Source organism: Deinococcus radiopugnans ATCC 19172 (assembly GCF_006335125.1).
Lineage (GTDB): Bacteria > Deinococcota > Deinococci > Deinococcales > Deinococcaceae > Deinococcus > Deinococcus radiopugnans.
Window position 1 is genome coordinate 16,014 of sequence record NZ_VDMO01000020.1, and the last position, 17,818, is coordinate 33,831.

General features: G+C 70.7%; 17 protein-coding genes. 4 read left to right on the plus strand and 13 right to left on the minus strand.

Going from position 1 to position 17,818, the window contains the following annotated elements; genetic code table 11:
* Positions 1-15: 15 nt before the first annotated feature.
* Positions 16-765 (minus strand): WecB/TagA/CpsF family glycosyltransferase, encoded by a 750-nt coding sequence (locus tag FHR04_RS15800; RefSeq protein ID WP_139404262.1) that lies wholly within the window; start codon positions 763-765, stop codon positions 16-18.
* 159 nt (positions 766-924) lie between these two features.
* On the opposite strand from FHR04_RS15800, the gene FHR04_RS15805 reads away from it, so the two are divergent.
* Together FHR04_RS15805 and bshC are read left to right on the plus strand one after the other, a co-directional pair.
* Positions 925-1,599, plus strand: a complete 675-nt coding sequence (locus FHR04_RS15805) for a Crp/Fnr family transcriptional regulator (RefSeq protein WP_139404263.1) — start codon at positions 925-927, stop codon at positions 1,597-1,599.
* A 71-nt stretch (positions 1,600-1,670) separates the two neighbouring features.
* Positions 1,671-3,227 (plus strand): bacillithiol biosynthesis cysteine-adding enzyme BshC, encoded by a 1,557-nt coding sequence (gene bshC, locus FHR04_RS15810; protein WP_139404264.1) that lies wholly within the window; start codon positions 1,671-1,673, stop codon positions 3,225-3,227.
* Positions 3,228-3,309: 82 nt separating this feature from the next.
* On the opposite strand, the gene ftsY is transcribed toward bshC, so the two are convergent.
* The 5 genes from ftsY to FHR04_RS15835 all read right to left on the minus strand — a co-directional run bounded on the left by ftsY (position 3,310) and on the right by FHR04_RS15835 (position 8,624).
* Positions 3,310-4,266 (minus strand): signal recognition particle-docking protein FtsY, encoded by a 957-nt coding sequence (gene ftsY, locus FHR04_RS15815; RefSeq protein WP_139404265.1) that lies wholly within the window; start codon positions 4,264-4,266, stop codon positions 3,310-3,312.
* Positions 4,267-4,402: 136 nt separating this feature from the next.
* Entirely contained in the window at positions 4,403-6,151 is a 1,749-nt protein-coding gene (locus tag FHR04_RS15820) for a GAF domain-containing sensor histidine kinase (protein ID WP_139404266.1), read from the minus strand.
* 63 nt (positions 6,152-6,214) lie between these two features.
* Positions 6,215-6,964, minus strand: coding sequence for a metallophosphoesterase family protein (locus FHR04_RS15825; protein WP_139404267.1), 750 nt, complete (start codon positions 6,962-6,964; stop codon positions 6,215-6,217).
* Between the two features lie 2 nt (positions 6,965-6,966).
* Positions 6,967-8,052, minus strand: a complete 1,086-nt coding sequence (locus FHR04_RS15830; protein ID WP_139404268.1) for a quinone-dependent dihydroorotate dehydrogenase — start codon at positions 8,050-8,052, stop codon at positions 6,967-6,969.
* A gap of 107 nt (positions 8,053-8,159) precedes the next feature.
* Complete coding sequence (locus tag FHR04_RS15835) at positions 8,160-8,624, minus strand: Rrf2 family transcriptional regulator (RefSeq protein ID WP_039683538.1); 465 nt, start codon at positions 8,622-8,624, stop codon at positions 8,160-8,162.
* Between the two features lie 90 nt (positions 8,625-8,714).
* Between FHR04_RS15835 and FHR04_RS15840 the strand changes: the two genes are divergently transcribed.
* Together FHR04_RS15840 and FHR04_RS15845 are read left to right on the plus strand one after the other, a co-directional pair.
* Positions 8,715-10,628 (plus strand): chorismate-binding protein, encoded by a 1,914-nt coding sequence (locus tag FHR04_RS15840; protein WP_139404269.1) that lies wholly within the window; start codon positions 8,715-8,717, stop codon positions 10,626-10,628.
* Complete coding sequence (locus FHR04_RS15845; RefSeq protein ID WP_139404270.1) at positions 10,625-11,326, plus strand: aminotransferase class IV; 702 nt, start codon at positions 10,625-10,627, stop codon at positions 11,324-11,326. Before FHR04_RS15840 ends, FHR04_RS15845 begins: the two co-directional genes overlap by 4 nt.
* 5 nt (positions 11,327-11,331) lie before the next feature.
* Here the strand turns inward: FHR04_RS15845 and FHR04_RS15850 are convergent, their stop codons facing one another.
* From FHR04_RS15850 to FHR04_RS15880, 7 genes are all read right to left on the minus strand, one after another.
* Entirely contained in the window at positions 11,332-11,616 is a 285-nt protein-coding gene (locus FHR04_RS15850) for a helix-turn-helix domain-containing protein (RefSeq protein WP_139404271.1), read from the minus strand.
* Positions 11,616-13,841, minus strand: a complete 2,226-nt coding sequence (gene feoB / locus FHR04_RS15855; RefSeq protein ID WP_139404272.1) for a ferrous iron transport protein B — start codon at positions 13,839-13,841, stop codon at positions 11,616-11,618. The genes FHR04_RS15850 and feoB overlap by 1 nt, the downstream gene beginning before the upstream one ends.
* Positions 13,838-14,068 (minus strand): FeoA family protein, encoded by a 231-nt coding sequence (locus FHR04_RS15860; RefSeq protein WP_039683532.1) that lies wholly within the window; start codon positions 14,066-14,068, stop codon positions 13,838-13,840. The genes feoB and FHR04_RS15860 overlap by 4 nt, the downstream gene beginning before the upstream one ends.
* 73 nt (positions 14,069-14,141) lie before the next feature.
* The gene (locus FHR04_RS15865) at positions 14,142-14,888 is read right to left on the minus strand and encodes an RluA family pseudouridine synthase (RefSeq protein WP_221265564.1); all 747 of its coding nucleotides are present in this window, start codon (positions 14,886-14,888) and stop codon (positions 14,142-14,144) included.
* A complete protein-coding gene (locus FHR04_RS15870; protein ID WP_039683528.1) occupies positions 14,885-15,463 on the minus strand; it encodes an NADPH-dependent FMN reductase in 579 nt (192 codons plus the stop codon). Before FHR04_RS15870 ends, FHR04_RS15865 begins: the two co-directional genes overlap by 4 nt.
* A 10-nt stretch (positions 15,464-15,473) precedes the next feature.
* Positions 15,474-16,610 (minus strand): M48 family metallopeptidase, encoded by a 1,137-nt coding sequence (locus FHR04_RS15875; protein WP_139404274.1) that lies wholly within the window; start codon positions 16,608-16,610, stop codon positions 15,474-15,476.
* A 1-nt stretch (position 16,611) separates the two neighbouring features.
* Entirely contained in the window at positions 16,612-17,790 is a 1,179-nt protein-coding gene (locus FHR04_RS15880) for a YjgN family protein (protein WP_139404275.1), read from the minus strand.
* Positions 17,791-17,818: the final 28 nt, after the last annotated feature.

The following is a 17,818-nucleotide window of genomic DNA, read 5'->3' on the forward strand; positions in this document are numbered from 1 at the left end:
CTCGCGTCCCGGTCCTTAGCCCTTGCGCCGCCGCTCCGCACGGACCAGCCGCACAAAGTGCAGCAGGCGGGGCGCGCGGTTCCAGCGTTTGCGGTCCCCGGCGACGCGCCAGACCCACTCCACGCCCAGCCTGCGGGTCCAGGCCGGGGCCAGCTCCGCCGTGCCGGCCAGCACGTCGATCACGCCGCCGCAGCCGATCATGACCGGCACGCCCAGCACGCCGCGCCACTGCTGGTTAAAGACCTCCTGCCGGCCCGCACCCATCGCGGTCAGCAGCAGGGTCGCGCCGCTCTCCGACACCAGCCGGGCCACCCGTCCGTCGTCCTCCGGGCCAAAGTAGCCATGGTGCAGGCCGGCCACCGTGACCCCGTAATCGCGCGCCGCATTCTGCGCGGCGGCCTCGGCCACCCCAGGTTTCGCCCCCAGGAAAAACACCCGCAGCTCCGCGCCATGCCGTTCCATCAGCCCCTTGACGATGTCGAAGCCGGGGGCGCGCGGCACGTCCTGCTGCCGCAGCTGCTTGGCGGCGTACACGATGCCCACGCCGTCGGCCGTGACCAGATCGGCGTCCCGCACGGCCTGCGCGAATTCAGGGTGCTGGCGCGACTGCACGATGATTTCCGGATTCAGGGTCACGACGGTGTGGGGCGTGCGGGCCGGGTCCGAGAGCCACTCGCCCAGCAGCGTCAGCGTGCCTTGCAGATCGATCACGTCCAGCGGCAGATCGAACAGCCGCAGGCGTGGGCGGGGGGCAGAGGAAGACATTCGAAAGGGATTCTAAACGCTCGGGCCACCGGGGAGGCGTCTGCCCGTCCCCCGACGCGCGGCGCCCCACCGGGCTTCCCCGTGCCAGCGCACCGACACTGGCCCGCGGCGGCGTCCGGTTGCGTTCCCCGGCGTCAATTGGGGCATACTGACCCACATATGTTGCCCGGAGCATTTGGAACCCTGCCTGAAGAAGCGCAGGCACAGGTCATGGCGGCGGGGCGGGTGGGACGCTGGGCGCGGGCCGGACTGCTGTTTCACCCGGAAGACGCCGCCGAGACGCTGTATCTGATCGTGCGCGGCGCGGTGCGGCTGTACCGTCTGGGCTCCGGGGCGCGCGAGGTCACGCTGGACGTGCACGGCCCCGGCGCGCTGCTGGGCGTCTCGGCCCTGACGCCCGGCGAGAGCTACAACGTCTACGGCGAGGCGATGGACGACGTGGAAGCGCTGATGCTGGGCCAGGACGCCCTGAGCCGCCTCAGCAGCGCGCAACCGGCGGTCGGCGTGGCCCTGACCGAGCAGATCACCCGCCAGACGCGCGGCGTGCAGGAACGCCTGTCGGGACTGGTGTTTTTGGAGGTCTCGCAGCGGCTGGCGCTGGCGCTGCTGAACCTGGCCGAGCGCGAGGGCGGCTGGCCCGAGGAAGGCCCCATCGCCCTGCGGGACCGCGTGTCGCACCAGGACCTGGCCTACGTGGTGGGCAGCACCCGCGAGACGATCACCAAGCTGCTGGGCGACTTCCGCTCGCGCGGGCTGCTGGACCTGGGCTACCGCCGTATTATCCTGACCGACAGGGGCGGCCTGCAACGCGCCACGCGGGAATCCCTGCGCTAAGCGGCAGGCCGCACCCGGTTGAATTGATGACTGGTCCCCGGTTCGCGCCGGGGCAGGAAGGAATGGGCAGTATGGCGCGGAACATAGCGGTGGAATACAGGGCCGGGGGGCTGACGGAGTTTTTCCGTCTTCCGGTCGGCAGCATGAAGCAGGCCCAGACAGAGGGCAGGCCGGAGATGGACCGGGCCGCACTGGCCGAGGCGCTGCGGGCCTATCACCGCAGCCTGGGCACGCTGGACGCAAATGTGGAAGAAGGGCTGACCCGGCTGGCCCACCCCGCGTCACGGGTGATTGTGACCGGACAGCAGGCTGGAGCGCTGACCGGCCCGGCCTACAGCGTTCACAAGGGCGCGGACGCCGCGCTGCTGGCCCGCCGTCTGAACACCGAGGACGCCCCGGTGGTGGCGGTGTACTGGGTGGCCAGCCAGGACCACGACGCGGCGGAGGTCGCCAGCACCAGTCTGCTGGACTTCTCCGAGCAGCTGCACCGCCTGACGCTGGACGTGCCGGAGGGCGTGCCGGTGGGCCGCGTGCCGTGGCGCGAGGAATGGACCGCGCAGGCCCTGGCGTTGCTGGACGCTTTCGACGCGCCGGCTGAACACATGGCCGCCGTGCGGGCGCGCATTGAGCGGGCCATGGAGGCGGGCGGCAGCTACGCCGACGTCTTCGCCCGCCTGATCCACGGCCTGCTCTCCCCCGCCGGGCTGATCGTGCTGGACCCGCTGCACCCGGCCCTGGCCCGCCTGATGGCCCCCACCCTGGCGCGTGAACTGGACGATCCCCTGGCGTCATCGGCCGCCATTGAGGACGCGGCGGCGCGGCTGGCGGCGCAGGGCTTCACGCCGCAGCTGCGCCGCCCGGCGGGAGCCACCAACCTCTTTCTGGAGGAAGACGACGGGCAGCGGCGATTGCTGCGGCTGGACGGGCAGACCTTCAGCACAGAGAGACGCGAGTACACCCGTGACGAATTGCTGACGTTGCTGTCCGCAGATCCCAGCCGACTGACCCCGGCGGCGGGCCTGCGCCCGGTGGTGCAGGACGCGCTGCTGCCCACGCTGGCCTTCGTGGTGGGGCCGGGGGAAATTGCCTATGGGGCACAATTGCGCGGGGTCTACAAACTGCACGGCCTGGGGCAACCGCTGCTGTGGCCGCGCCTGAGCGTGACCTGGCTGGAACCGAACGTGGCCCGCCTGCTGCGGCGGCTGGACGCGACGGCAGCACAGGTCCAGGCCGATCCCGAAGGGGTGCTGGGGCGTGCCCTGGCCCGTGAGCGTGGGGCAGAAGCCGTGACCTCTGAGAGGCTGGCGCAGATCGACGCCCAGCTCCGCGCGGTCATGGACGACATCGCCGCACTGGATCCCACTCTCGTCGGCGCGGCGGATCGCACCCGCACCCGCGTGACGGCGCGCGTGGGCCGGCTGCAGACCCAGGCAGTGCGCGCCCTGGCCCGGCAGGAGAATGACCGCAGCGGGCAACTGTCGCGCCTCAAGGCCCACCTGCTCCCGAACGGCACGCCGCAGGAACGCGAGATGAACTTCCTGACCTACCTGCTCAAGCACGGCGAGACACCGCTGGAGCTGCTGCTGGCGCTGGAACCCGGCTGGCAGGGCGAGATCGAGATTCCGTAGGAGTCAGGAAACGCCGCCCCCGCGTCTGATACGAGCGGAGGCGGCACAGAGCGGCAGCTATGGAAACCGGGGAGGCAAGCCGTCAGCCCTTCGGCACATCCACGTCGAACAGCGCCCGCACGAATTCCTGACTGTCGAAGGGTTGCAGGTCGCCCGCGCTCTCGCCCACGCCGATGAATTTAATAGGCACGCCCAGCTCGCGCACGATGGGCACCAGAATGCCGCCCTTGGCCGTGCCGTCCAGCTTGGTGACGATCACGCCGGTCAGGGGCGTGGACTCGTGGAACTTCTTGGCCTGCTGCAGGCCGTTCTGCCCGGTCACGGCGTCCAGCACCAGCCACACCTCGGCCGGCTCGCCGGGATCGGCCTTCTCGATCACGCGGCGCACCTTCTTCAGCTCCTCCATCAGGTTGTGCTTGTTGTGCAGGCGTCCGGCGGTGTCCACGAACAGCAGGTCCGTACCACGCGCGGCGCGGGCGGTGGCCGCGTCGTAGGCCACGGCGGCCGGGTCTCCGCCGTCCGTGCCCTGGACCACCGGCACGCCCAGGCGGTCCCCCCATTCGCCCAGCTGCGCGCCGGCGGCGGCGCGAAAGGTGTCCCCGGCGGCAAACATCACGGTTTGGCCCCGGCCCATGTAGTACTGGCCCAGCTTGGCAATCGTGGTGGTTTTGCCCACCCCGTTGACGCCGATCACCATGACCACATGCCCGTTCGGCTGCACCGACACGCGGCTGGCCTGCGGCGCAAAGCCCAGCTTGCGGAACTCGGCGCGGCGGGCGTTGGGTTCGAGCTGCAGGGTCAGGGCGTCCATCAGCGCCTGCTGCATGTTCTTGCCCTCGCTGCGGCGCACGTCCTCCAGAATTTCCTCGGTGGCGGCGCGGCCCACGTCGGCGGCGATCAGGGCGTATTCCAGATCCTCGATGGTGTCCAGGCGGTTGGTGAACACGTCCTTGACGTCATTGCCCATGAAGCCGGCTGTCTCGTTGATCTGCGCGCGGGTCTTGCTCAGGCCGTTGCGCAGGCGTTCGAGCCAGCTCACAGGCGGCCTCGGGAACCGGTCAGGAAGGGGGCAAAGTCAGGCGTTGCAATCATGCCTCTACCATAGCGCCCGCAGGCACGGACAAAAGGGCAGTGGGCGGCGAAAAAGCGCGGCCGCTCCGCGTTCGTCCACCCGCCTACGCCTGTGGCATCTGGGCCTCGATGGTGGTGCCCTGGCCGGGCGCGCTGAGGATGCGGTACTGGCCGCCCCTGGCATGCAGGCGTTCGCGCATCTGGCCCAGGCCCAGGCCACCCGCGCTGCTGACGCGCCCACTCACCGCGTCCAGATCAAAGCCTGCGCCGTCGTCCTTCACGCGCAGGATCACCTGCTTCTGGCCGCCCTCCAGGGTCACGCGCACCTCGCCGGCGCGGGCGTGTTTGGCGACATTGTTCAGGCTCTCTTGCAGGATGCGGAACACCACCGCCTCGTCCCCCGGCGAAAGCTGAACCTCACCCGTCACGTCCAGGCTGCTTTTGATGTTGTTCTGCTCGCCGAAGTCCAGCACGTAGCGGCGCACGGTTTCCAGCAGGCCGTAGCGTTCCAGATCGATGGGCCGCAGCGCGAAGATGCTGCGCCGGACTTCCCGGATCTGCTCGCGCAGCAGGGTCGTCGCGGAGCGCACCTCGGCCTCGGCGCGCGCGGGATCGCTGTGCATCTGGCGGGCCACCACGTCCAGCTTCAGGGCGGCGAAGGCCAGCGACTGCGCCACGCCGTCGTGAATCTCGCGGGCGATGCGGGCGCGCTCGTCGCTGATCGCCAGCTCCTCGGAATACAGGTAGGCGCGGGCGTTGCGGACGGCCAGGGTGGCCTGTCCGGCCATCAGCGCCAGCAGCGACACCCGCGAGGCCTCGAACGCGCCCTCGCGCGGGTCACCCAGCATCAGCACGCCCACCAGCCCTTCCTCGTCGCGCATGGGCAGGCCCAGCACGCTGCGCGACTCGGGAAACACCTGACAAGCGTCGGTTCCGGTCACGATCAACGGCCCGGTCGCCTGCGCCACCTGCGCGGCAAAGGGGGGCGTGACGCCGCCGTGCGCCCCCTCCCCACTGACCTCGCCGCGCCGGTCCTGCGCGTATTCCAGCCGCAACACGCCGTCCTCGTCACTCAGGTATGCGGCGCGGGCCTGCGCGCCCACCCGGCCGGCCATCGTGCCGGTCACGCGGGACAGCAGGCGGCGCATGTTGCGCTCGGCGCGGATGCTCTGGTCCACGCTGTACAGCGTCATCAGGTCCAGGGTGCGCTGGCGGGCGGCCTCCACCCCGGTAGCGACCTCCACCGCCAGCGCCTGGGCCAGTTCCGCCGTGTCCGCGCTGGGAGGCGTCTCGAAATGCAGCAGCAGCGCGCCGCCGCCGGGAATGCCGACCTTCAGCGGGTGCAGGGCGGCGCTGGGGGCGCTCAGCAGGGTCTCGCCGCGCGCCGTGCCGCTCAGGCCGCCGGGCACCGTCAGGGTGGCGTGGGTGGCCCCGGTGACGCGCACCGCCCCGCGCGCGGCCACCTCCAGCACCGCGCCCAGGTCCGGGGCACTGCCCAGATCGCGCATCAGCTCCTGCACGCCCTGCAAGCGCCCGTGCGAGGCGCTGAGCTGCCCGTAGAGATCGCGCAGTTCAAGCTCAGCCCGTTCGCGGGCGCGGGTGCCCTCGGCAATCCACTCGACGCTGAAATACGTCACGGCGGGTCCCAGCAGGCCGTAGAACAGCAGGTGCGCCCACAGCTCGTGGCGCACGTTGCCCAGCAGCGAGATCAGCAGTTCCACTGCGCCCACCACCAGCACGATCAGGGGCGGCAGGAGATTGCGCACCAGCCGCACCCGGTCCGACAGCGGCGCGCGCGGCGGGGCGGCGGGCGGTCTGGCCGGTTGGCTGCGGGGCGCGGGGGCGTCCGTCATGCGGGCAGTGTAAGGGCGCAGGCGCATGGCCTTCAGTAACCCCGGGGGCGGTGTCGGCCCGCGCTAGCCACCACGCCCCACCATCTCTCCGCTGCGCAGCAGCGCGGCCTCGAATTCGCCGAAGGGAGAATGTTGCCGCGACCACCGCGCCGCCGCCTCGACGTCGTAGGGCACGGCCCGGAAGTCCGCCGTCCAGCGTCCCTCCCGCCGCTCCAGCAGCGTCCAGCGGGCCCGCGGATCGCCGTCCACCTGATCGCTGACCGAACCGGTATTGACCACCAGCGTGTCGCCCACGCGGGTGGCCCCGGCGCGGTGGGTGTGCCCGCACAGCACCACCTCCGCGCCCAGCGGTTCGACAAGGGCGCGCAGTTCGCGGGGATCACGGGCGCGGTAGAAGCCGGCGCCGTGGCCCCGCTCCGGCTCGTTCTGCCACTCCCACAGCAGCATGTCCCAGGCGCTGTGCGGGGTGCCGTGGCAGGCCAGCACCCGGCCGTCCAGCACGTGGGCCGTCAGCGGCAGGGCGGCCAGGCGGGCCAGAGCCGCGGCGTCTAGCTGGGTGTCCAGCCACGCGCCGATGTCCAGCGAGATCTTCGCGCGCCGTCCCCCCGGCCACAGCTTTTCCTCGTTGTTGCCGCGCACCTCTAACGCCCCCAGTTCGGCTTGCAGGGCGGCGGCGCGGGCCGGATCGGCGCTGCCCTCGATCTGATCGCCCAGGTTGACGATCAGATCGGGGGCGGCGGCCCATACCTCGGCCAGCACGGCGTCCAGCGCGAAGGCGTTGCCGTGGACGTCGCTGATGACGGCGGCCCGCACGGCTAGCGGGCGTCCACGCCGACGATCTCGGCCACGTGCCCCACGCCGTCGCGGGCCAGCAGCTCGGCCAGCCCCCGGTTCAGCCGACGCACCAGCCCCGGCCCCTCGTAGACCAGGGCGCTGTAGACCTCCAGCAGGCTGGCCCCGGCGCGCAGTTTGGCGTAGGCGTCGGCGGGGCTGAAGATGCCGCCCACGCCCACGATAGGCAGCGTTCCCCCGGTCAACCGGTACGCCTCGCGGATCAGGGTGGTGGATTTCCGGGTCAGGGGGCGTCCGCTCAGGCCCCCGGTTTCACCCGCTTTCCCGCTGAACAGGCCGTCCCGGCCCAGCGTCGTGTTGCTGACGATCAGGCCGTGCGCGCCGGCCTGCTGCACCGCGCCCACGCTGGCCTTGAAGTCGGCGGGGTGCAGATCGGGGGCCAGCTTGACCAGCACCGGGGGGCGGCGCAGGGTGCGCACGCGGCCCGCCTCGGTGGCGTCCAGCACGGCGCGCACCAGTTCACCCAGCCCGTCCGCCGCCTGCAGGGCACGCAGCCCCGGCGTGTTGGGACTGCTGACGTTGATCACGAAAGCGTCGGCCACGTCCTGCAGGGCGTGAACGCATTTCAAATAGTCCCCCGCCGCGTCCTCGTTGGGCGTGTCCTTGTTTTTGCCGATGTTGGCCCAGACAGGGGTGGACTGCCTGGGCAGGGCACTCAGGCGGGCGTGCAGGGCGTCGGCCCCGGCATTGTTGAAGCCCATGCGGTTGATCAGGGCCTCGTCCTCGGTCAGGCGGAACAGGCGGGGGCGTTCGTTGCCGGGCTGGGGCCGGGGCGTGACCGTGCCGACCTCCAGAAAACCGAAACCCAGCGCCGAGAAGGCCGGCACCGCCACCGCGTTCTTGTCCAGCCCTGCCGCCAGCCCGACGGGCGAGGCGAAATGCTGCCCGAACACGGTCTGCGCCAGCGCCGGGGCCGGAGGCAGCGCGGCGCGGGCCAGCGCGGGCCAACCCGGCACCCTGGAGGCCGCCTCCAGCACGTTCAGGGTCAGGTGGTGGGCGTCTTCGGCGTCCAGGCGGAACAGCAGGGGGCGGGCAAGGGAGCGGTACATCGGGGAACAGGATACGCAAAGGGGACGGCACGCGGGGATCCGCTCAGCCGACACGGCGAGGGGCGCACCCAGTTGACCCGGCGCGCCCCATGCGGCCTACGAACACCCTAAGAACCCAACGAGCCGCTGTAACTGCCCTCAATCTGCACCAGGCGCGAATGCTGCTGGCGGTCACTCTGCTCGATCAGATCGGCCAGGGTGGTGCCGCCCAGCACGTCGCGCAGCGCGGCGTCCACCCGGAACCACAAGTCCTGGGTGCCGCAGACGTTCTGGCTCTCGCAGGTGTGGTCATCCTCCACACACTGCACCGGGGCGATGCTGCCCTCCAGGGCGGTCACCACGTCGTAGGCATTGATCTGATCGGCGGGGCGGGCCAGCCGGTAGCCACCGTGCGCGCCCCGGATGCTGCGGATGAAGCCGGCGCGGCGCAGGTTGCTGGCGATCTGCTCCAGGTAATGCTGGCTCAGGCCCTGGCGCTCGGACACGTCCTTGAGCGGTACGGCGTCGCCGCCCACACGGCCGATCTCGATCAGCGCGCGCAGGCCGTACTGAGCTTTGGTTGAGACCCACATGCCTCGCAGTCTATCATTTAATTCCGGGTGAACTGTAAGGGATTAAGGTTGGGTGGGAAGTCAGGACGCGCTTCTCCGTACAATTCTGGCGTGACCCTGCTGCCGCCCCACCCGTCCCCCGGCGACGTTGTGCTGCGCCTGCGGGCGGCGCACGCGCCGGGGGTGGCCCTGCTGGAATCGCTGGGGCCAGCCGTGCCGTATGGCCGGTACTCATTCCTGAGCGCGTGGCCGACGCGGGCGCAGTCCACCCTGCCGGAGCGGCCCGCCGGCCCCGCCGTCTTTCCCGCGTGGCTGGGCGGCCTGAAGTACGAGGCGGCGCGCGACTTCGAGCTGGACGCGCATCCGGCGCACGGTGAGGCGGCGTGGTGGGGGTTCTATCCGTCGGGACTGGTGTGGGATAGAGAGGCCGGGACGCTGGAAGTGGTGGGAGCGCCGCATGTGGACTGGCCGGCGCTGCTGGCCCTTGAACCAACCCTCCCACCGACGCTGAGCGTGGGCGACTTCGGCGCGGACGACGTGGACTACCCGGCGGGCGTGCGGGCCATTCAGGAGCTGATCCGGGCGGGCGAGGTCTATCAGGTCAACCTGTCGCGGGGGGTGCGGGCGCAGGCCCAGGGCGATCCGCTGGCGGCGTATCTGCGGCTGCGGGCGCTGAATCCCAGCCCGTTCATGGCCTTTCTCGACATGGGGCCAGAGGTGGTGGTGTCGTGCAGCCCGGAGCGGCTAGTGGACTGGGCCGGGGGCGAGGTCTCGGCCCGCCCAATTGCCGGAACGCGGCGGCGCGGCCAGACCCCTGCCGAGGACGCCGCGCTGGAGGCCGAACTGCGCGCCAGCCCCAAGGAGGCCTCCGAACACCTGATGCTGGTGGATCTGGTGCGCCATGACCTGGGCCGGGTGGCGGCAGCGGGCAGCGTCCACGTTCCGGAACTGATGCTGGTGGAGCGCTACAGCCACGTCATGCATCTGGTCTCGGAAGTGCGGGGACAGGCGGCAGACGGCGTGACGCTGCGCGACGTGCTGGCGGCCACCTTTCCGGGCGGCACGATCACCGGGGCGCCCAAGGAGCGGGTGATGACCGCCATTCGGGATCATGAGCCGGGGCCGCGCGGCTGGTACACCGGCAGCGTGGGCATCGTCGGCGGCGCGCGCGCAGACCTGAACATCCTGATCCGCACGGCAGCCTTCACGCGGCTGGGGGACGGCTGGGAGGTGGAAGTCCGCGCGGGCGGCGGCACCGTGATCGACTCGGAGCCGGCCCACGAGGCCAGTGAGACCGTTCACAAGGCCCAGGCCCTGCTGAGCGCGCTGGCCGGGGGACCGGGACGCGCCCCCCAGCCGCCCGCGCCGCCCACGCCGGGCCGGGTGTGGACGCCGCCGCCCGCATCCCAGGCACCGGGAGCAGGCTTGCGGGTGCATCTGCTGGACAACCGCGACTCGTTCACGTGGAATCTGGTGCATGACCTGCGGGCACTGGGCGCGGCGGTCACCGTCTTCGCGCAGGACGCGGGGGTGGCCGATCTTCTGCGCGAGTCCCCCGACGCTGTACTGACTGGGCCAGGGCCGGGCACGCCGGACACGGGCGGCCTCACGCTGGCCCTGACCCGTGAATGCCTGCGCCGAGGGCTGCCGCTGCTGGGCGTGTGCCTGGGCCATCAGGCGCTGGGACAGGTGCTGGGCGGCAGGGTGGAACGGGCCGAGCCGGTGCATGGCCGCCCGGAAGCGGTAGGACACAGCGGCGATGGCCTGTTTGAAGGGGTGCCGCCCGGCGCGGCCTTCGGGCGCTACCACTCGCTGGTGGTGCGCGGTCTGCCGCCGGAATACATCACGGCCAGGGGCGCAGGCGGCGAGGTCATGGCGCTGGCCGTTCCGGGCAAGCCCGCCTGGGGTGTGCAATTCCATCCCGAAAGCGTCCTGAGTCCGGCGGGGCGCGTGCTGCTGGGCAACTGGCTGCGGCTGAGCCGGGAGTGGAACGCACAGGCGGCGGGTCGGGTGCATGAGGTTTGAAGCCGCTTCCCCCCGAACTGGAAAGTCCGACATGGCTGCATGGCCTGACCGCATTTACCACCGTTCGCACCCACCAGGGCCAGCCGCTGCTGTGGCCCGCGCATCTGGCCCGCCTGCGCCAGACCTGCGCGGTTCTCGGCCTGCCCGCCCCAGACGCTGATCTGCCGACGCTGGAGCTGTGGCCCTGGGGCCTGCTGCGCGTCACGGTAGGGGCGGAGGGCACGTTCTGGGGCCACCGTCCGCTGACCCCCGGCCCACGCCCGGAGGGTGGTGTGCGCGTGCGCCTGACCGACATTCAGGTTCACCCTCAACTGGCCGCGCACAAGACCGGCAACTACCTGCCGTACCGCCTCGCGATGGGGAGGGCCGGGGACGCTTTCGAGGGCTGGCTCGTCGGCCCGGACGGCACACTGGCCGACGGCTCGCGCACCTCGCCGCTGCTGGAGCTTGGGGGGCAATGGATCGTCCCAGGAGGTGGATTGCCGAGCCTTACGCGGGCCGTCTTTCTGGAAGGCCGTGACTGGTCAGACGGTCCGGTTCACCCCTCGGAACTGCCTAACGTGACCCGTGCCTGGATCTGTGGGAGCGGCGTGGGCGTCGTGCCCGTGCGGGAAATTGTGGGCGAGGACTGGAGCGTGAGCCTGCCCGTGGAATGGCCCCGGACGGATGATCCGGCGCTGGTCTGGCCGGAAGAGTAAGCCTGTTATCCGCCCATTCGCCCCAGATACGCCTCGCCCCGTGGGGTCAGCCGCAGCAGTCCCAGCGGCGCCGTCTCGCCGTCCGCATTCCGGCACATGCTTTTCAGGGCGCAGGGGCCGCAGGAGCAGCCGTCGGCGGCGGGCATGGCCTCCTGCACATAGCCGCCAGTTTGCAGGGTTCGCAACATGCCGCTGAGGGCCGCCTCGGAACTGCCCAGATCACGGGCCAATTCGGTGGGCGTGCGCGGTTCCCCGGCCACCGCGCGCAGGATGACAGCCAGCGGGGCCATTACAGCAGCCTCACGGCCACTTGATAGACGGCGAAGGCCACCACCCAGGCGGTGAGCATCTGCCAGCCCACCGTGGCCCACGCCAGCCGCCGCCCGTGTTCTTGCGCCATCGCGCCCACCGTGGCGATGCAGGGCGTGTACAGCAGGACGAAGACCAGATAGGCCAGGGCGGAGGCGGGGGTGAAGGCCGTCGCCAGCGCCGCCGCCAGCGGGGTCTTCGTTTCGGCGCCCGCATCTGCACTCAGGCTGGGCAGCGCCAGCACGGTGGGCAGGGCCGAGACGCTGGCCTTGATGGTGTCCCAGGTGGCGGTCACGGTCTGTTCTACGCCCTCCAGCACGCTCAGCGGTTCGGGGTTGGCGGCGATCTCGCCCAGGTAAATCTGGCCCAGGGTGCCCACCACGACTTCCTTGGCGACAAAGCCGGGAATCAGCGCCCCGGTGGCCTGCCAGTCGCCAAAGCCCAGTGGCGCGAAGATCGGCGCTATTGCGCGGCTGACCGTGCCGAACAGGCTGTCCTGCGGCGGCACCGTGGCGAACTTCTCGCCCGAGACGGCGGGCAGCGCCAGCAGCAGCCAGACCACGGCCACCGTGCCCATCACCGTGGTGCGGGCGCGGCGGGCAAACGAGGCGGTGCGGCGCGAGGCGTGCTTCCACAGCACCTTCCACGCGGGGAAGCGGTACGGCGGCAGCTCCAGCAGCACGCCGCCGCCCTCGGCGGGCAGGGTGGTGCGGCGCAGGATCAGCGCGAAGCCGAAGGCCACCGCCATGCCCAGCACGTACATGCTCCAGACCAGCCAGCTGCCCGAACGCGGAAACAGCGCGGCGGCGAACACCACGTACACCGGCAGCCGCGCCGAGCAGCTCATGAAGGGCAGGATCATGCTGACCAGCACCCGGTCACTGCGGCGCTCCAGCGCGCGGGTGGCGTAGATGGCCGGCACATTGCACCCGAAGCCCAGGATCAGCGGAATGAACGCCCGTCCGTCCAGCCCGATGCTGCGCATGGCCCGATCCATTAAAAAGGCAGCGCGGGCCATGTAGCCGCTGTCCTCCAGAAAGCTCATGGCGAGGTACAGCACCAGCAGCGTGGGCAGAAAGCTCAGGACGGTGCCGACGCCCGGAATGATCGCGCCCACCACCAGATCGCGCCCCAGCGGGAACCACGCCAGCGCCGCCGCAGCCCAGCCGCCCACGATGGTCTGGAGGGGGCCGCCGATCAGATCGACAAACGGCGAGGCCACGCTGAAGGTCAGCCGGAACACCAGCAACACCAGCGCCAGAAAGATCGGGATGCCCAGAACGGGGTGCAACGCCAGTCGGTCCAGCCGTTCGGACAGGGTGCGCCGGGCCTGCGCCTGCGGCACCGCCAGCCGCGCCAGATCGCCCGCACGGGCGTAGCGGGCCTCGGCAATCTCGATCAGGGGATCGACGCCCTCTGTCTCCAGGGCGGCCAGATGGGCGTCCGCCGCGTCCAGCAGTTCGCTGTGCCCCGTGGCGGCCAGCCGTCCGCGCACGCTGGGATCCCCTTCCAGCAGCGCCAGCGCGAGGTAACGGTGCGCGTGAGGGGGCAGCGTGGGCATCTCCACCATGCGGGCGGTCAGGTCATTGGCGGCGGCCTCGATCTGGGGCGGATAGCGCACGGCAATCCCCAGCGTCGCGCCCTTCAGCACGTCACCCATCAGTTCGCCCGTGCCCTGGTTCCGGCTCGCCACCGTCTGCGTGACGGGCACGCCCAGCGCGCGGGACAGCGCGGCGGCGTCCACCGTCATGCCCTTGTTCCTGGCCTCATCCACCAGATTCAGCGCCACCGCCACCGGCAGCCGGAAGTCCAGCAGTTGCAGCGTCAGGTAGAGGTTGCGCTCCAGATTTCCGGCGTCCAGCACATTCAGGACGGCGTCGGGGGCCTCGTCCAGCAGGGCGGTGCGGGCGATCAGTTCCTCGGGGGTGTGCGGGCTGAGGGAATACGCGCCGGGCAGGTCCAGCAGGTGCACCGCGCGGCCCGCGTACTCCAGCCGCGCCTCGCGCTTCTCGATGGTCACGCCCGACCAGTTGCCCACCTTCAGGCGCGTGCCGGCCACCGCGTTGATCAGCGTGGTCTTGCCCACGTTGGGGTTGCCCACCACCACGACTCTGGGTTCGCTGGCCTCCTTCAGGCGGCCCAGCGTGGCCTTGCAGGCGGCCTCGTCGGGGATGTGGACGCTGGGCGGAGGCAGGGTGGCCGTCACTGTCTCACCCGGATGCCGTGCAAGTCGGCGGCGCGCAGGGCCAGATCGGTGCCGTTCACGCGCACTTCAAAAGGGTCACCCAGTGGGGCGCGGCGCACCACCGTCACCGGCGCGCCGCGCACGAAGCCCAACTCCAGCAGGCGGCGGCGCAGCGGATGGGCCGGATCGAGGCCCACCACATGCGCGTGTTCACCGGGCGTCAATTGATCCAGCGTCCGTTCGTTCATGCCTGATCCCCTGTGGGACATTCCATACCCGATCAATTTACTCGGATTGAATAGGAGTGCAAGGGCGGGAACCTTACACTCTCGGCGCGAGGCCGTCCCAGAAGCCTTGCATATCCCCTGGCAGCCCCGCCTCGGCCACCACCTGCGCCCCGGCCCAGGGAAAGGCGAGGCGGGCCGCGTGCAGCGCCTGACGGGGCAGGCCCAGTCGGGCGGTCAGTTCGGGCGTCTGCCCGGTTTCGATAAATTCCACGAAGGCATCGCGCTCCGGGCCGTAGATCTTGTCGCCCACCATCGGCAGGCCCAGATGAAACAGGTGCGCCCGGATCTGATGCAGGCGGCCCGAACGCGGGTGGGCCTCAATCAGCGCGTGCCCAGACCGCCGCTCCAGCACACGGAAATCGGTGACGGCGGGGCGGCCACCCGGCACCACCGCCTGCCGCATCAGCACCCGGTTGGCCGCGCCCAGGCCCAGATCGCCCAGCGGGGCGTCCAACGTGCGGCGCGTCCAGTCGGGCGTGCCGCGCACGAGGGCGAGGTAGGTCTTGCCCACCAGATGCGTCTTGAACAGCGTGAAGAAGCGCCGGGCGGCCTCGGTGTCGCGCGACAGCACCAGCAGGCCGCTGGTCTCGCGGTCGAGGCGGTGCGGCGGCGAGAGGTCTGGCTCTCCGGTTTCGCGGTGCATCCAGCTCAGGACGTCCGGCACAGCCACCCTTCCCCCCGTGTGAACCCGGTGTGTCAACCACAGCGCGGGCTTGTGGACGATGTAGAAGTCGGGATGCTCGGTGACGACGCGCGGCTTTTCGGCGGTTGGGGCGGTCAAATTTCCCACACGCTGTGATAGTCGCGTCCGCGCAGGCGCTCGGAGAGGTCAACGGTGCGCTCCACCGTTCTGGACAGCCGCTCCGCCAGCCATTCCCCCGGCACCTCCGGCGCGGCCCAGTGGGCCGAGGTGGCGTACACGAAATGCGGGTTGATCACGCAGCGGAAGTCGTACATCATGCCCAGCGCGAAGGCCCCGTGGCTGAGGTAGCCGTGATCCAGCCCGCCGGACACCAGAAACGTCACGGGTTTGTCGAACCACGCGCCGTGCAGGCCGCGCTCCGCGTCGCTGCTGCCGGTCAGTTCCACCAGCGTCCGCGCCCCCGAACCCAGGCCCCAGTTGTAGACCGGAACACCCAGCAGCACGCCGTCGGCCTCACGGATGGTGCGGTGGTAGAGATCGGCGTTGGGGTGGGCGTAACACGCCGCGTTGTCGAAGGGCGGCAGCGGCGTCTCGCGCAGATCGAGGTGGGTGATCGCGTGCCCGGCTTCGCGCAGTTGCCCGGCGGCCAGCGCGCACAGCCACGCGCTGCGGCTCTCGGGATCGAGGCTGGTGGAGAGGACGGCGAAGTTCATGGGCGTCAGGCTAGCGTTTCGGGGTCAGTTTGCCCTCGGCCTCGATGCGTTTGAGGTGCGCGATCCGCTCTGGCGTGCCCGGATGGGTGCTGATCAGGTCAAAGATGGAGGGGCCGGAGTCTTCCGAGGAATCGCCGGCCTCCTCCTCGTCCTGCTCCAGCCGCCCCAGCATGGTTTGTAGCGGGCGGGTGGTGCCGTAGGTTTTCAGCATGTACGCGCCCGAGACCTCGTCCGCCTGGGTTTCTGCCGCGCGCGAGTAGCCACCGCGCAGCAGGGCCGCTGGAACGGCGGCGGCGAAGGTGCCCGCGCTGACGATATCGCCGGTGATCACGGTGGTCACCAGCGTCAGCCCCAGCGCCTGGTACACGCCCGCCAGGCCGTGGCGCCCCGTCACGTGCCCGGTTTCGTGGGCCAGCACGCCCATCAACTCGCGGTCACTCTTTGCCAGTTCCACCAGTTGATCGGTCATGACCACCGTGCCGCCGGGCAGGGCAAAGGCGTTCGCGCCCATCTCGTTCAGGCCGCCCGCCTCGCCGTCGCGCAGCAGCAGGCGGTAGGGGTAACCGCCGCCGGCCCAGGCCGCCACCTTGCGGAACTCGGTCCTGAGTTGCGTTTGCCGCGCCGCGCTGAGTTTGGAGGGGCCGAAATATTCGCCCTCTTCAAGAAAGTCGATGGTTTCGCGGTCAAAAGTCGCCAGCACGCTGCGGGGCGTGGCGAAGGCCGCCTGCCGGGCCACCGCCGGGATGCCGTAGATCACGAACAGCGCCAGCGCCGCCAGCGACACCCCCAGCGCGGCCAGCGCCGCCCACGGGCGAGATTCCAGGGCGCGCACGCCGCTCAGGGCGCGGTTGCGCCCGCTGGCGCGTTCCCAGGCACTCACGCCCGCGTCGTCGCGGGTCTCGAAGCGGCCCCCGCCCGGCAGCGTCACGGCGCGGCGCACACCCGGAATCGGGGCCTCCACGCCCAGCAGTCGGGCCGGCCAGCGGTGCACCAGGGGCAGCGTGCCGGGCAGGCCCAGCCCCGCGCCGGCGGCCACGCTCAGGGTCACGGTCTGCCCGTCCACCGTCAGGGTGGCGGGCTGATCGCGGCTGCTCTGTCCGTCGAAATACACGCCCTCCAGAATGATTGGCCCAGTGCTGCCCGACACGCTAGAAGCCCACCTGGATGTCCAGCAGTTCGGTGGCCGCCTCGCCGAACGCCGAGGTCTCGCCGCCCACCCCCGCCGCGAAGTCGTCCAGCGGGGCGATGGCGCGCACGGTCACGCCGCCCAGGATGTAGCGGGTCTGCCGCACCGCCGCCCAGGGGGAGGCCAGCCCCAGCGTCAGCACCCGCGCGGCGGCGTTGGTCACGGTGATCCACACCAGCCGCCACGGGCTGAAGGTGGCCCGCGTGCGCACCACGCCGCCCAGTTCCACGTTGTTCAGCACGTAGGCCATGGTCGCGCCGCGAATGTACTGCCACGCCACGACGTACAGCAGCAGCACGCCCACGTATCCCACGATCAGGGCCGCCAGGAAGGTCACAGAGGACGCCAGGCCCAGCGCGTCGAGGGCCGACGGGTCGAGGTTCCCCGATGCGCCGCGCACCACGAAGAAGATCAGCGCCACCAGCGGCACGCCGATCAGCAGGCCGCCCGCCAGACTCAGGCCCAGCGCGGTCAGGCCGATCAGGTAAAAGGGGCCGACATCCCCCCGGAAGCCAGCCCGCGCCGAGCCGAACGCCAGCCCGTCCACCTGATAGCGCCGCTGCATGAACCACGCCCACGGCAGCGCCAGCCCAGCCGACACGCTCGCCACCACATTCGCCAGCATGTACGCCACGTACGCGCCGCCCGTAGTGCCGTGAAAGCGGAAGCGCAGGCCCCGGTGAACCGTGTTGACCGCCTGAAAGCGCATGGACTGGCGCACCAGCAGCGGGTAGGCGGCGGCGTAGATCAGGGCCAGCACGACGGCCACCCACTGCGTGGAGTCGAATTGCCCCGACACCGCGTAGGCCACGAACAGCGCCGCCACGATCAGGTAGCCGCGCAGCAGCGCCGCCGGATTGGCGCGGTACTCGAAGTTCTGGCCGTCCACCCAGGTGTGCCCGAAAAAATACTGCCGGTTGCGCACCCGCGCCCACGGCAGGTACAGCCCCAGCGTCACGAAGGTCAGCGCGACGTTCACGATCCACAGCCGGAAGTACTCCCCCGCCGTGCCGGTAAAGGCGACGGGATATTCGGTGACGGTGGCTGGCAGAGCCTGGGCCTGGACGGTGTCAGGGTGCCGGGGCTGACCGTGTCGGCCCAGCGGTGGTGTGTCGGCGGAGGTCGCGGCGGGGTCGGTCATCTGCCCGTTATGCTATCCGCTGAAAAGA